The following is a 14,348-nucleotide window of genomic DNA, read 5'->3' on the forward strand; positions in this document are numbered from 1 at the left end:
CTCGTCACAGTTGCCCGAGATGTCTTCCGGAACGACATCGTCGATCGAGAGGCTCGGGCGGCTGGCGGCGAACGTCGGCACCGCGATGCCGAGTGCGGCGAGACTGGCGATCAGAATGACGGCTTGCTTCTTCATGGGATGCTCCTGGTGTATCGAGAGAACGGTGTGGGTTGTCGATGACCATTTCCTCACAGGGCCGGGGCGCGCCACCATCGGACGTTGGTCGTAGGACTCCGCCCCCGTTTCCGCTCGGTGCGGGGCCGAGGTACTACGACCATGGTCCAGTACAGGGCAGGTTCGCCAGGTGGCACACTCGCAGAGTGCTCACCAGCTCCCCTCCGTGTGGCGCCGCCCTCACCCGGCGGCGCCTCGTTCTCCGACGAGCACCGCGATCCGGATGCCGACGATGAACTCACCGCTCCGGGAGCCGCCCGTCTCCGTACGCACCCTCATGATGCGCTTCGTCCTCACGGGCTTCGTGGCACTCATCGCGGTCGCGTTGGTGACCGCACTCGTGAGCCGAAACGTGGGGACCGATCAGGCGATCGACGACGCCAAGCGCGTCACGTGGATCAGTAGCCAGGGCGTCGTGGCACCCGAACTGACGCAGGACGTGCTCGAGGGTCGAGCTGCCGCCCTCGACCGCCTCGACGAGGCCGTGCGAGAGTACGTGCTCCGCGGTTCGCTGGTTCGCGTGAAGATCTGGGACGACACCGGTGGCATCGTCTATTCCGACGAACCTCGGCTCATCGGCGAGACGTTCGAGGTGGGCACCGACATGCGGTCCGTCTTCCTCACGGGTGAAGCGCACGCCGAAGTGTCCGACCTCTCGGGGCCGGAGAATCGCTACGAGGTCGAGACGAAGCTGCTCGAGGTGTATCAGCCGATCGAGACGATCGACGGCACACCACTCGTCTTCGAGGCGTACTTCCGATACTCGGGCGTGACCGACGTCGGGCGACGTCTCTGGGGTCAGTTCGCGCCGATCGCCATCGGTTCGCTGGTCGCCCTGCAACTCGTCCAGTTCCCCTTCGCCTGGCGGATGGCGAGACGCCTCGAATCCGGTCAACGTGAACGGGAACGCCTCCTGCAGCAGGCGATCGACGCATCCGACGCCGAACGCCGACGCATCGCGAGCGACCTGCACGACGGCGTCGTCCAGGACCTGACCGGTGTCTCCCTCGGGTTGGCCGCCCTCGGGCGCGGCGACCACATCGACCCGGCCGAGGCGGAGCGAGCGTCGGCCTCCGTGCGCAACAGCGTGAAATCGCTGCGCTCACTCCTGGTCGAGATCTATCCCCCGAACCTCGCCGACGAAGGGCTCGAAACGGCCGTCGGTGATCTCCTCAGCGGCCTGCCGATACGGGGGATCGCCACCGATCTCACCGTCGACGTCGACGAGACACGCGTCTCGGACGGAGCCGCCAACCTCGCCTACCGGGTCGTTCAGGAGGCACTGCGCAACGTGGTGAGCCATGCCGGCGCCACGGCGGTGCGGGTCGTGTTGCGCTCCGACGACGGAGGCATCAACGTCACCGTCGACGACAACGGACGAGGGTTCGACGCCGACGACGCCGCTCGACGGAGCCGCGACGGGCACGTCGGACTGCGTGCGCTCGGTGGCCTGTTGGCCGACTCGGGCGGTACCTTCGAGGTCTTGTCCGCTCCCGAGACCGGCACCCGCGTGTTGGCGGTCGTTCCCGCCCGAATCGAGGCCATCCGATGATCCGAGTCGTCGTCGTCGACGATCATGCCGTGGTTCGGTCGGGGCTCGCGCAGTTCCTCGCCACCACCGGCGACATCGAACTCGTGGGCGTGGCCGGCGATGGGATCGAGGCACTCGACGTCGTCGCGGCCGAGCGACCCGACGTGGTGATCATGGATCTGTCGATGCCGAGAATGGACGGCGTCGAAGCGACTCGCCGGCTGAGCGAGTTGCACCCGGACAGCCGAGTGCTCGTCCTCACGTCGTTCTCGGATCAGAATCGGATGCTCGACGCGCTCTCCGCTGGCGCCGACGGCTACCTCCTCAAGCACTCCGACCCCGAAGCGATCGCCGCTGCGGTTCGCAGCGTGCACGCTGGCGAGTCTCCGTTGGACCCGAAGGCAGCCCGTGCGCTGCTCGAGTCGCGGCGGACCGCGTCTCGTGAGCCGACGCTCACCGCCCGAGAGCGAGAAGTGCTCGAGTTGGTTCGCCAGGGTCTCGCGAACAAGCAGATCGCCCGCCGGCTCGGCATCAGCGAACGCACGGTGAAAGCGCATCTCACGAGCGTGTTCGCCAATCTCGGTGTCGCCGATCGAACGCAAGCTGCGCTCTGGGCGAACGACCACCTCGACCCAGACTGAGTGCAGGCGCCCGACGGGGCGCCGACGCTGCGGTCGAACGCTCAGACGTTTCTCGACGCGTCAGTCGTCGTCACGATCATCGCGATCGTCATCGCGATCGTCACGAGGGCGATCGCCCCCGGAACCACTGTTGTCATCGTCATCGTCATCGTCGTCGTCGTCGTCATCGTCATCGTCATCGTCATCGTCGGTGGTGACGGGTGCGGAGGTGCTGCCCGCCGACGGCGTCGTCGCAGGCGTCGAGACCGTCGGCGCCGAGTTGACCGGCACGTCATCGTCGCCGTCATCGTCATCGTCGCCGTCATCGTCGTCGTCGCTGTCGTCGCTGTCGTCGGTGGTCACCGGACTCGACGGGACCGACGCGGTGGGCACGGAGCCTGCCGTCGACGGGACCGAGTGGCCATCATCATCGCCATCATCATCGTCATCGTCATCGCCGTCGTCGATCGTCACCCGCGGTGTCGAGCCCGACGAGGAGGTCGAACCCGACGACGGGCTGGTCCCGTTCGATGGGGTGGTTCCGTTGACGGGCGGCGTCGACGCGTTCGGAACCGACGACGCCGAGACGCTGGTGCCGCTGGTGACATCGGGGGTCGTGTCGGGGGTGGTGGTGCTGACGTTCGTCGTGGTGGCGGCGAGTGTGGTCGACACGTCGTTCGCATCGCTGGTCGTCGGCGCCACCGAGCCCGTTGGTTCGATCTCAGGTGTTCCCGGGTTCTGCCAGACCGACCGAGTGGTGGAGTCGCCGACGGCGGGGAACAACACGTCGCGAAGCGCCAACGCGGATCCCGTTGCTCCGAAGAAGACGACGATCGTCAGGAGCGTTCCAACTCGGCGCTGCGTTCGCCGAGAGACCCGCTTGGCAACGGGGGTCGCGGCGGACGAGCGGGATGCTTCGACCCGATAGACCGACGAGAGCTCCGACTCGGAGGTGCCGTGCCCCTCCGCGAGCCAGCGACGAGCATCATCCGATTCGGGGGCACCCCACGGGCTGCTGGTCGAGTTCACGGCTTCATTGTGAAGCCCGCAGCGTGGCGCCACAACCGTACGATGGTCGTAGTACCTCGCCCCTCGAGGTCGTCGTCGGTCGCGAAGCGCCGCGGGTCAGCGTGCGACGTCGTAGCCGGCGTCTTCGATCGCTGCGACGATCGCCTCGGTGTCGCCGCCGACCACAGCGACGGTCTTGGAGTCGATGTCGACGTTCACGCTCTCGACGTTCGCGACGTCGATGACGGCTCCCTCGATGGCCGCCTTGCAGTGGCCGCACGAGATCTCGGGAACGGAATAGGTGGTGGTGTCCATGGGAATGATGCTCCTGGAGTGATGATTCGGGTGACTCTGGTGACTCGGGGGACTCGGGTGACTCGGGGTGCGGCTCGTCGATACAGATGATCCGGTCAGCGGCCGACGGAGGTCGACGCTCGCCGGGCGACCGGCGACGGCTCGCGTTCGACGGCTCCGCCGGTGTCGTGGGGCGACGCCGCGAACCGACGCAGGCGGATGCTGTTGGCGACGACGCTGATCGACGACATGGCCATCGCCGCACCGGCGATGAGCGGGCTGAGCAGGCCCGACACGGCGAGCGGGATGGCGATCGTGTTGTAGCCGAACGCCCAGAACAGGTTCTGGACGATGGTGCGGTAGGTGCGACGCGACAGTTCGATCGCCGTGACGACGCCACGAACGTCGCCTCGCATCAACGTCAGATCGCTCGACTCGATCGCGACGTCGGTACCGGTGCCGATCGCGATGCCGAGGTCGGCCTGGACGAGCGCTGGCGCATCGTTGACACCGTCGCCGACCATCGCCACGACTTCGCCGGCGTCTTGCAGACGCTGCACCTCACGCTGTTTGTCTTCCGGCAGCACCTCGGCGATGACCCGGTCGATCCCGACCGCGTCGGCGATCGACTGTGCGGTTCGCTGGTTGTCACCGGTGATCATCGCAACGGTGAGCCCGAGGTCGTGCAGCCGCTGCACGGTGGCAGCAGCCGACGGCTTCAGGGTGTCGGCGACGGCGATCACACCGTGCACCTCGCCGTTCCAGCCAGCGAAGACCGCGGTGCGACCTTGCTGCTCGAGCGCCGCTGCTTGCTCATCGAGGTCGAGCGGCAGGACGAGGCCGGCCTGTGCTGCGAGCTCGCGACGCCCGACCCACACGGTCGTGCCGTCGACATCTGCGCGGATGCCGTGGCCCGGAATCGTGTCGAAGTCGGTCACCCGGTCGAGGTCTCCCGTCGCCTGACGGGCGGCCTCGGCGATGGCGTGGCCGATCGGGTGCTCACTGTCGGCTTCGACCGCGCCCGCCTTCGCAAGCAGTTCCGCTTCGCTGACCGGTCCGGCGGCGACCACGTCGGTGACCGACATCGCCCCTTCGGTCAGCGTGCCCGTCTTGTCGAACACGACGGTCGTGATCTTGCGGGTCCGTTCGAGGACTTCGACCGACTTGATCAAGATCCCGAGCTGCGCGCCTCGACCCGTTCCGACCATGATGGCCATCGGCGTAGCGAGCCCGAGGGCGCACGGACACGCGATGATCAGCACGGCGACGGCGGCGTACACCCCATCGCGGACGCTGTCGCCGATGACGGCCCACCCGAGGAACGTCAGCGCGGCGATCACGATCACGACCGGCACGAACACGGCCGAGATCTGATCGGCGAGCCGCTGTGCCGCCGACTTGCCGGTCTGCGCGTTCTCGACGAGTTTCACGATCTGGGCGAGGGCGGTGTCGGCACCGACGGCCGTTGCCTCGACGGTCAGCACCCCGGAGGTGTTGACCGTGGCACCGGCGACTTGATCGCCCACCTGCTTGTCGACTGGCAACGACTCGCCCGTGAGCATCGACTCGTCGACGGCGCTGGCTCCGTCGACGACCACGCCGTCGACCGGGACCTTCTCCCCCGGTCGAATCTTGATGTGGTCGCCCACGCGCACCGCCTCGACGGGCACCATCTCCTCGGTCTCGCCTCGAACGAGACGTGCCTGCTTGGCACCGAGCTCGACGAGCGCCCGCAGTGCCTTGCCGGCCCGACTCTTGGCTCGTGCTTCGAGATAGCGCCCGAGCGTGATGAAGAACATGATGACGACGGCTGCCTCGAAGTACAGCTCCATGCCGCCGGTGAGCAACTGGTACACGCTGAACGAGAAGGCGGCCATCGTGCCCATCGCGATGAGCGTGTCCATGTTCGCGCTGCCGTGGCGGGCCCGCTTGGCTGCACCGACCAGGATCGGCCAACCGACCCAGAACTGGACGGGAATGGCGAGCCCGAACTGCAACCAGCGCAACGCGTCGTTGTGCATCGCGAGGTCGTGGTACAGCATCGTCGACACCATGAACACAGCGATCGGAGCGGCAAAGACCGCTCGACGGAGCCACATCGTCCGGTGCGCCACCTCGTCACGTTCCGCCTGTTCGGCGCGATCTGCGGCGCTCGGAGCGTTCGGGTTCGGCAGGGACGCTTGCGGGGCAGCGTCGATGAGTTCGTAGCCCGCCTTGTGGACGGCCGACGACATCGCCTCGACGTCCAGCAGCACGCCCGGCTGCGCGGTGACCGAGGCACGGCCCGTGGCGTAGTTGACCTCGGCGACGTCGACCCCGTCGATCCGCTGCAGCACCTTCTGCACACGGGCTGCGCAGGATCCACAGGTCATCCCGAGCACGTCGAACTCGCCACGCGTTTCACCCGAGGTGTCGGGGCCCTCGGTCGGCCCGACGAATCCGTAGCCGGCTCGCTCGACCGCAGCGCGCAACCCGTCGACGTCGACGTCGCCGGCGGCCTCGATACGAGCCCGGCCGGTGGCGTAGTTGACCTCGGCCTCGATGACTCCGGTCTGTTTGCCCAACACCTTCTGCACGCGCGCCGCGCATGAGCCACAGGTCATGCCATGGATCTCGACGTCGAGCGAGCGGCTCGGCACGGTGCCGGCGCCAACGACGGAGCTGGAGCTGGAGACGGAACTGGACATGGTTTCAGGCTACGCCTTCCAGTCAGGGGGAAGGTCAAGCGTCATCCGACACATCGCCCCGTGATGGGCGCAGAACATGCAGATCAGCGGAACGAAGAGCGGAGCAGTCGGAGCTCACGCGGTGTCGGTGATCACCTGACAGCGGTTGGCGTCGGTGCAGTCGCCCGGGTCGAGTGCCGCCGATCGCTCGTACATCGAGCGCAGTTCGGCACGCGCCGTGTGCAACTCGGCGATCTTGCGGTCGAGTTCGTCGAGATGGCGCGCCAGCAGTTCACGGGTGTGTTCGCACGACGCTCCACCGCGATCCTTGATGTCGAGGATCGATCGGATGTCGGCCAGCGACAGCCCCGACGCCTGCGCCTGCTTGACGAAATCGAGTCGTTCGATCGCGGGGAGCCCGTAGGAGCGATAGCCCGACTCGGTACGGGCGGGAGGATCGAGCAGCCCGATCGACTCGTAGTACCGAATCGTCTTGGTGGTCACGCCAGCCGTGTCGGCCAACTCACCGATGCGCATGCGATGAACGTACCAAGCAGCAGTGTGGGTCAGGACGCGAGCATGCCGCCGTCGATGGCGAGGGCGTGGCCGGTCGTGAACGACGAGGCATCCGAGCAGAGCCACATCGCGGCTGCGGCGATCTCATCGGGGCGGCCGAATCGGCCGATCGGGCTGAGCCGGCGAGCGGTGTCGTCGGCGTCGCGGCCGCGGCGCTCCATCGCGGTGCGCAGCATCGGCGTGTCGATCGCTCCCGGGCAGATCGCGTTGATGCGGATACCAGCGTCCGCGTAGTCGAACGCCGCGCTGCGGGTCAGCCCGAGCACGGCGTGCTTGCTGGCGGTGTAGGCAGGCTGGTCGTGTTGGGGCCGGAATGAGTTGGTCGACGCGATGTTGACGATCGAGCCACCCTCGCCGTGCTCGAGGATCGCCGCGATCTCGTGCTTCATGCAGGCGAACACGCCGCGAGTGTTGACGTTCATCATGCGGTCGAAATCGTCGTCGGTGCACTCCCCCAGCGGGACGGTCTCGAACTCGATGGCGGCCGCGTTGACCGCCGCGTCGAGCCGTCCGAATCGTTCGATCGCCGCGGCGACGAGCCCGGCCACCTGGTCGGAGTCGGAGATGTCGGCGCGGTGGAATGCGACCCGCGCACTCTCGATCGACGCAACGAGCGCTCGGCCCGCGTCATCGGAGAGGTCGCTCGCCATCACGTTGGCGCCGGCTGCCGCCAACGCTTCGGTGATCGCTCGACCCATTCCTCCGGTGGCACCGGTGACGAGCGCGGTCGTGCCGCTGAAGTCGTAGATCGGGGAAGTCATGTCGAAGTCCTTGCTGGGCGGTGCCCGGTGAGGCAGGTGATGAACGCTGTGGCGAACGAGACGTTGAGCGTGATGGTGTGCGTGATGGTGAGCGTGATGGTGAGCGTGATGGTGAGCGTGATGGTGAACCCGCTGGCGCACGACGCGGTGAGGCGCTCGGGTGAGTGAATCAAGCGCGGGACCGTGAGCTCGAATCGGAGCAGGCCAGCGCCGCGTCGACGGCGGCGATCTGGCGCTCGTCGGTCCAGAGGTCGCGGTCGAAGAGTGCCTGCAAGGCGACACCGTTCACCGCGGCGATGAGACGCTCGGACTCGACGGCCGCCTGATCGCCCGGCTCGGCGCGACCACTCGCGACGACGAGCTCGATCACCGACGAGCGGAACTGCAGGTACGCCTCGCGCTGCATTGCGGCCAGCTCCGGGTCGGAACTCGCCTGCGCGGCGAACGCCAACGTCACGGTCCAGTGCAGGGTCGTGTCGGGATCGGTGGGCAGCGGGCCGACGAGGAGGTCGCGCAGTGCGTCGTCGGGGGCCATCCCGGCCCGATCGGCATGGCGAGCCCGGCGTCGATCGAGCGAGGCCTGCAGCGTGAAGGCGAGCAACTCGCGCTTGGTGGCGAAGTACGGCACGAGCGCCCCGGTGGTCCAGCCCGCTTCGGCGGCGACGGTCCGCAAGGACGCTGCGTCGATCCCCTGGCGGGCGATGACTCTCGCTGCGGCATCGGCCAGATCGCTGCGCCGTTGATCCAGGTCGACCACCTTCGGCATTGACCCAGAATATCACGACTGTTATACATAACGAGTGTGATCTGACGATCCCGGTCCTTCCGCCTTCCCCGCACCTCCGTCTCATCTCGTCACCTCCGTCTCATCTCGTCAGCCACCGTTCTGCCTTCACCGTTCTGCCTTCACCGTTCTGCCTTCACCGTTCTGCCTTCACCGTTCTGCTTTCACCGTTCTGCTTTCACCGTTCTGCTTTCACCGTTCTGCTCGTCCCATCACAGGAGTACTCATGGTGCACATCCCCACTCGCGGCGACGTTCCCGTCCGCCTCGGCCCGACCATCAAGAACGTGCCCGACTACGGGCCCAGCACCATGAGTCGAGATCCGTACACCGATCCGGTTCGCTTCGAACTCGAACGAGAGCGCGTGCTCGGCCGACACTGGTTGCTCGCCGGCAAGTCCGACCAACTCGTCGATGCCGGCGACTGGCTGACCTACGAGGGCCACGGCGAAACCGTCGTCGTCACCCGCCAACCCGACGGATCGCTCGCTGCGTTCCACAACGTCTGCCAGCACCGCGGACCCGCGCTCGTCGGCGAGGCCGTCGGGTGCGGCGCGCGCCGCTTCACGTGTCCGTATCACGGCTGGGTCTACGACACCACCGGGGTCGTCGTCGGGGTGCCCGAGCGCGAAGACTTCGACCCGGCACATCTCGAGGGGCTCCGCTCCCCCGCCGTCGCCGCCGACGAATGGGGCGGTCTCGTGTGGATCAACCTCGCTGGCCCCGACGAGGCGACACCGCTGATCGACAGCATCGGCCCCGAGATCGCCGCCGACCTCGGACGCTTCCGGTTGGACGACATGATCCTGCACGAGATCGTCGAGTGGGACGTGCCGGTCAGCTACAAGGCGGTCGTCGACGGCTTCAACGAGATCTACCACACCAAGGCGCTGCACGGGGTCTCCGCCGAGTGGGTGAAAGCGGCTCGCGACGCGTCGTTCCACATCGTGGGTGACAACTACATGTGCTTCGTCCCGCGCGCCGAACGCCTCGACGAACTCGCTGTCGATCCCGACCACCACCGCCACGCGATCTGCCACTACGTCGTGTTCCCGAACACGGTCTTCAACTGCAATCCCGAACACGTCCAGATCTTCCAGCCGATCCCGATCGACGTGGATCGCACTCGCTTTCTGTGTTGGGAGTTGATCTACCCGGGCGACCTCGCCGACCCGGAGTACGCGGAGTACCACCAGCGCACCATGAAGCACTGGGAGCGGCTGCAGATCGTCGTCGGCGAAGACATCGAGATCTACCAACAGCTCGAGCGGACGAAGCGCTCGAGTGGCTACACCCGCCACGTGCTGAGCGAGCGCGAATGCAAGATCGCGCACTACCACGAGAACATGGATCGAAAGATCCAGGATCCGTGAACGACGCGAACCGCGACGTGAACCTCGACGCGGCACCCGACGCGTTGCTCGATGTCGACGTGATCGTGCTCGGCTCGGGCGCCTCGGCGCTGGCCGCCGCAGTGGCGGCGCACGGCTTCGGTGCCGAGCGCGTCGCGGTGTTCGAGAAGGCCGACGTCGTCGGGGGGACGTCGGCGATGTCGGGCGGGATGATCTGGGTGCCCTGCAATCACCACATGGCCGAGCAGGGCATCGGCGACTCGCGCGACGATGCGTTGCGCTACCTCGATTCGCTCTCGCACGATCGGATCATTCCCGCGCTGGCGGAGGCCTACATCGACACGGGGCCGGAGATGGTCCGCTGGTTCGAAGACCACACGCCGGTGCAGTTCGAGATCGTCGAGGATTTCCCCGACTACCACCCCGAGCAGCCGGGCGGTTCGACGACGGGTGGTCGATCGCTGGAGTGTCCGTTGTTCCCGTTCGACGAACTCGGCACATGGCGTGACCGGGTCTCACAGAGCCGCCAGATGGGCCGCCACGTCGTGATGAACGAAACGACACTCGGCCGCGGTGCCACGACGGGCATCGCACGAGAGGTGCTCGCCCAGCGCGAGCTCGACGACGTGCGCGGCTGCGGTCAGGCGCTCATCGGGCGACTGTTGCGGGCGTGTCTCGACCGTGGCATCGAACCCCGGATCGGTCATCGAGCAGTCGGCCTCGAGGTGACCGACGGTCGCGTCACCGGCGTCCGGTTCGAGGGGCCCGACGGCTCGGTCGTCGCCACGGCGAGCCGCGGCGTGATCCTCGCCACCGGCGGTTTCGAGTGGAACCCCGACCTGATCCGCAGCTTCATCCGTGGCCCGCTCGAGCGCCCGGTCTCGATCGAGACCAACACCGGCGATGGCTTGACGATGGCGATGCGCATCGGCGCCGCACTCGGCAACATGCAAGAGGCATGGTGGGTCCCGGTCATCGACGTGACCGACGAGCGAGGCGAGACGATCCCGTGGATGGTCAACCGCGAGCGGGTACAACCCCGCAGCATCATGGTCAACCGATCGGGCCGACGCTTCGCGAACGAGGCCGCCAACTACAACGCGTTCGGTGCGGCGTTCCATCAACTCGATCCCGGGAGCTTCGACTACCTGAACATGCCGGCGTGGCTCGTGTTCGATCAGGGATACCTGTCGACGTCAGGGATCGCGAGGTATCGAGGCGAAGGCGTGGTCCCCGAGTGGCTGACGTCGGCCGACACCCTCGCCGAACTGGCCGACGCGATCGACATCGACGGTCCCGGATTCGAAGAGACGGTCGCACGCTGGAACGCTCAGGTCGCCGATCTCGACGATCCCGACTTCGGGCGTGGGCGCAGCGTCAACGACACCCACTGGGGCGACGGCACGCGCACCGCTGCGGCGACACTGGGTCCCATCGACCGTGGGCCGTTCTACGCCGTGCAGGTGCGTCCCGGCGCGCTCGGCACGAAGGGCGGACCTCGCACCAACGAGCACGCACAGGTACTCGATGTCGGCGGCGAGGTCATCGATGGTCTGTACGCCGCCGGCAACGTGATGGCGTCGGCCATGGGCATGACCTACGGCGGTGCGGGAGGCACACTCGGACCCGGCATGGTGTTCGGGTTCGCCGCTGGCCGACATGCTGCGACGACGCCACCGACACGACCACCGACACGACCACCGATCGAACGGATCTCAGCATGAGCATGCTCGACGAGCTCGTCGCACGACTTCGACACAACGTCGCCGTCGGGCTGCCCGATCAAGCCGAACAGCCGATGAAGATCCCGGCGTCGAGCTACGGCGACCCCGACCGTTTCGACGCCGAGATGCGCGAGATCTTCGCGCGGGTGCCGCTGCTCGTGGCGCTCGCCTGCGAAGTCCCGAACCCAGGCGACTACATCGCCTACGACATCGCCGGACGGCCGCTCGTCGTGATCCGCGGCGACGACGGGGTCGTCCGCACGTTCCTCGACATCTGTCGCCACCGGGGAGCGAAGGTCACCGACGCCACCTGCGGCACCGCGCGCCGACTGATGTGCCCGTATCACTCGTGGAGCTACGACACGACCGGCAAGCTCGTCGGCGTACCGGGACAGGACTCGTTCGGAGAGATCGGCGCGATCGGACTCGTCGAACTGCCGAGCGAGGTGCGCGCCGGTGCGGTGTTCGCGACGCTCGACGCCGACGGCGAGATCGACCTCGACGGTTGGCTCGACGGGCTCGACGAATCGCTGGACGCGCTTCGCCTCGACGAGTTCCACGCCTATCGCACGCCGACCTACATCGACAGCCCCAACTGGAAACTCGCCGCCGACGGCTACCTGGACGGGTACCACATCGGCTATCTCCATCGGAACAGCATCGGCGCGCGGGCGATCACGAACCGCAACACCTACGACTTCTTCGGCCCGCACGTGCGGATCGGTTTCGCCGCGAAGGGCATCGACGAACACGATCCGGTCGAGTCGCCGAAGCCCTACGGCGAGATCATGAGCCTCGTCCACTACGTCTTCCCGAACGTGTCGATCTCGGGCGGCCACCACGACACGCTGATGCTCAGTCGTCTGCTGCCCGGCCCGACGGTCGGCGAGTCACGGACCCTGCAGTTCCAGTTCTACCGACAGCCGATCGAGGGTGACCTCGTCGAGCAGGCCGAGGCGAAGCGGCGGACCTACGAAGCGGTCGTGCGCGACGAGGACTGCGCGACGATCTTCGACATCGGCAACGCGCTCGACGCGGTCGGTGACGGCCACTTCGTGTTCGGCCGCAACGAACCCGCCAACCAACACCTGCACACGACCATCGAGCAATTCACCAACGGCGAACACCACAGGTGGTCTGACCAGTCGCTCGTGACGGCTCAGTCCGGTGCGTCGGCGGCGAGGTCGGAGGCGTAGCCCTGTTCGAGGAGGCCGTCGAGTTGCGCGCCGGTGATCTGGTCGGCAACGCCAGCGTGGTCGACCAGCATCTGTCCCGGTGACGGTCGAGCGGCCGGGTCCGGCCACGCGTCCGGTGTCCACAGGCCGCCGCGGCGAACCGACTTCGCGCAGTGGACGAAGGCCTGCTCGACCTCGACGCCGATGGCCGAGATCGGACGTCGCAACTCGCCGACGAACAGGTCGAGGATCTCGTCGTCGACGGTGACCCACGCGCGCCCGTTGACACGCAACGTCTCGCCGGAACCCGGGATCAGGAACAGCAGCCCGATCTGGTCGTGCTCGATCACGTTGCAGAGCGAATCGAGTCGGTTGTTGCCGTTGAGGTCGGGGATGACCAGGCGACGTTCGTCGATCACCTTCACGAAACCGGCCGGACCTCCTCTCGGAGACACGTCGAGGCGACCGTCCCGGTCGGACGTCGCGACGAGCACGAACGTCGAGGTGGCGATGAAGCGTGCACACCCGTCGTCGAGGACCGAGGTCTCCTTGTTGCGAACGAACTCGTTCGGTTCGCGGTAGTACGTCCGCAACTCGTCGACGGAGTCGATCGTCGATGCGAACGCCGGAGCGGCAGACGGCGTCGAACCCGCGCTCGCGTCGTCGGGGGCCACGCTCATCGCAGCGCCTCGACGGCCTGGGCGACGTCGGTGACGAATGCTGCAGCTCCCGCGGCGCCGGGATACGAGAGTCGGTCGAAGGTGATCACCGCCCCATTCTGCACCGCCGGCAGGGTCGACCAGAGCGGCGAGGCCGCGATCTCCGCCGCCGCGGCGTCCTCCACGCCCTCGCGCTGCAACAACACCAGGACGTCGCCCTGGAGCTGACCGAACTGCTCGAGCGACAACTGCACGCGTCCGACCTGGTCGACACCATCGATGGACTCGGCGCCGGGGACGAGTTCGACGCCCGCATCGAGCAGCGCGTCGACGAGGAACGTTCCCTCGCCGACGTAGGCGCGGATGAACGAGGGGTCGAACACCGAGATGATCGACATGGCGATGCCGTCGAGCACCGCGCTCGCCGCTTCGTGCTGGGCCTGGAAGGCAGCGATCCGTTCGGACGCCAACGACTCGATGCCGAGTACCTCGGCGGTGAGTTCGAGCCGTTCGCGCCAGTCGCTCGTGTCGTCGCCGATCGCGACGGTCGGCGCGATCTGGTTCAGCGCGTCGTAGCCGACGAGTTCGATGTACACCGGGTACGCGAGGATCAGATCGGGGCGGAACCCGGCCAGTTGTTCGAGATTGAACGTCGCCGAGGTGGTGATCTCGATGCCGTCGGTCAGCGCAGGGTCGATCCCGCCGAAGGAGGAGTCCTCGTTCGAACTCGACGCCACCGGGGTGACGCCGAGCGCGAGCAGATCCGCAAGGAGGAACTCTTCCGAGAGCGCCACGATCCGCTGCGGGTCGACCGGAACGTCGGTGGTTCCGTATCGATGCTCGAACACGCGCGGACCCGGCTCGGGCTGGGGCTCGGGCTGGGGCTCGGGCTCGGGCTCGGGCTCGGGCTCGGGCTCGGGCTCGGGAGACACGGTCGGCGACGAGTCCGCTGGTGGCGCGGCATCGGTCGAGTCGCCCTCATCGGCACGGCATCCCCCGAGCGCGAGCACAGCCGCGATCACGAG

14 protein-coding genes are annotated in these 14,348 nt (G+C 67.2%); 5 read left to right on the forward strand and 9 right to left on the reverse strand.

Translation table 11 applies throughout. The features are described 5' to 3' along the window. Window positions 1-451: 451 nt before the first annotated feature. Entirely contained in the window at window positions 452-1,726 is a 1,275-nt protein-coding gene (locus ACE37B_RS06070) for a sensor histidine kinase (RefSeq protein ID WP_409922379.1), read from the forward strand. After that, complete coding sequence (locus tag ACE37B_RS06075; RefSeq protein WP_409922380.1) at window positions 1,723-2,346, forward strand: response regulator; 624 nt, start codon at window positions 1,723-1,725, stop codon at window positions 2,344-2,346. Before ACE37B_RS06070 ends, ACE37B_RS06075 begins: the two co-directional genes overlap by 4 nt. A gap of 60 nt (window positions 2,347-2,406) precedes the next feature. Here ACE37B_RS06075 and ACE37B_RS06080 read toward each other — a convergent pair whose 3' ends face one another. The 7 genes from ACE37B_RS06080 to ACE37B_RS06110 form a co-directional block, all read right to left on the reverse strand. Then, window positions 2,407-3,354, reverse strand: a complete 948-nt coding sequence (locus ACE37B_RS06080; protein ID WP_409922381.1) for a hypothetical protein — start codon at window positions 3,352-3,354, stop codon at window positions 2,407-2,409. A gap of 96 nt (window positions 3,355-3,450) precedes the next feature. Continuing rightward, the gene (locus tag ACE37B_RS06085) at window positions 3,451-3,648 is read right to left on the reverse strand and encodes a heavy-metal-associated domain-containing protein (protein WP_409922382.1); all 198 of its coding nucleotides are present in this window, start codon (window positions 3,646-3,648) and stop codon (window positions 3,451-3,453) included. Window positions 3,649-3,743: 95 nt separating this feature from the next. Then, window positions 3,744-6,314 carry a heavy metal translocating P-type ATPase gene (locus tag ACE37B_RS06090; RefSeq protein WP_409922383.1) on the reverse strand — a complete coding sequence of 857 codons (2,571 nt, stop codon included), beginning with the start codon at window positions 6,312-6,314 and terminating at the stop codon, window positions 3,744-3,746. Window positions 6,315-6,428: 114 nt separating this feature from the next. Continuing rightward, window positions 6,429-6,830: a heavy metal-responsive transcriptional regulator gene (locus ACE37B_RS06095; RefSeq protein WP_409922384.1), complete on the reverse strand. Its 402-nt coding sequence runs from the start codon at window positions 6,828-6,830 to the stop codon at window positions 6,429-6,431. A gap of 29 nt (window positions 6,831-6,859) precedes the next feature. Next, window positions 6,860-7,630 carry an SDR family NAD(P)-dependent oxidoreductase gene (locus tag ACE37B_RS06100; RefSeq protein WP_409922385.1) on the reverse strand — a complete coding sequence of 257 codons (771 nt, stop codon included), beginning with the start codon at window positions 7,628-7,630 and terminating at the stop codon, window positions 6,860-6,862. Continuing rightward, entirely contained in the window at window positions 7,627-7,803 is a 177-nt protein-coding gene (locus tag ACE37B_RS06105; protein WP_409922386.1) for a hypothetical protein, read from the reverse strand. The genes ACE37B_RS06100 and ACE37B_RS06105 overlap by 4 nt, the downstream gene beginning before the upstream one ends. Then, complete coding sequence (locus ACE37B_RS06110; RefSeq protein ID WP_409922387.1) at window positions 7,800-8,396, reverse strand: TetR/AcrR family transcriptional regulator; 597 nt, start codon at window positions 8,394-8,396, stop codon at window positions 7,800-7,802. The genes ACE37B_RS06105 and ACE37B_RS06110 overlap by 4 nt, the downstream gene beginning before the upstream one ends. A 244-nt stretch (window positions 8,397-8,640) precedes the next feature. On the opposite strand from ACE37B_RS06110, the gene ACE37B_RS06115 reads away from it, so the two are divergent. From ACE37B_RS06115 to ACE37B_RS06125, 3 genes are read left to right on the forward strand one after another with little or no spacing between them, the layout of a single operon-like run. Further along, window positions 8,641-9,786 carry an aromatic ring-hydroxylating oxygenase subunit alpha gene (locus tag ACE37B_RS06115; RefSeq protein WP_409922388.1) on the forward strand — a complete coding sequence of 382 codons (1,146 nt, stop codon included), beginning with the start codon at window positions 8,641-8,643 and terminating at the stop codon, window positions 9,784-9,786. Then, window positions 9,783-11,489, forward strand: a complete 1,707-nt coding sequence (locus ACE37B_RS06120; protein ID WP_409922389.1) for an FAD-dependent oxidoreductase — start codon at window positions 9,783-9,785, stop codon at window positions 11,487-11,489. The genes ACE37B_RS06115 and ACE37B_RS06120 overlap by 4 nt, the downstream gene beginning before the upstream one ends. Beyond that, a complete protein-coding gene (locus tag ACE37B_RS06125; RefSeq protein ID WP_409922390.1) occupies window positions 11,486-12,685 on the forward strand; it encodes an aromatic ring-hydroxylating oxygenase subunit alpha in 1,200 nt (399 codons plus the stop codon). The genes ACE37B_RS06120 and ACE37B_RS06125 overlap by 4 nt, the downstream gene beginning before the upstream one ends. On the opposite strand, the gene ACE37B_RS06130 is transcribed toward ACE37B_RS06125, so the two are convergent. Together ACE37B_RS06130 and ACE37B_RS06135 are read right to left on the reverse strand one after the other, a co-directional pair. Further along, window positions 12,649-13,344 carry an MSMEG_1061 family FMN-dependent PPOX-type flavoprotein gene (locus ACE37B_RS06130; protein ID WP_409922391.1) on the reverse strand — a complete coding sequence of 232 codons (696 nt, stop codon included), beginning with the start codon at window positions 13,342-13,344 and terminating at the stop codon, window positions 12,649-12,651. The genes ACE37B_RS06125 and ACE37B_RS06130 overlap by 37 nt on opposite strands. Next, entirely contained in the window at window positions 13,341-14,345 is a 1,005-nt protein-coding gene (locus ACE37B_RS06135; RefSeq protein WP_409922392.1) for an ABC transporter substrate-binding protein, read from the reverse strand. Before ACE37B_RS06135 ends, ACE37B_RS06130 begins: the two co-directional genes overlap by 4 nt. Window positions 14,346-14,348 lie beyond the last annotated feature (3 nt).

Origin of the sequence: Ilumatobacter sp. (assembly GCF_046290335.1) — a bacterium.
Classification (GTDB): Bacteria; Actinomycetota; Acidimicrobiia; order Acidimicrobiales; family Ilumatobacteraceae; genus Ilumatobacter_A.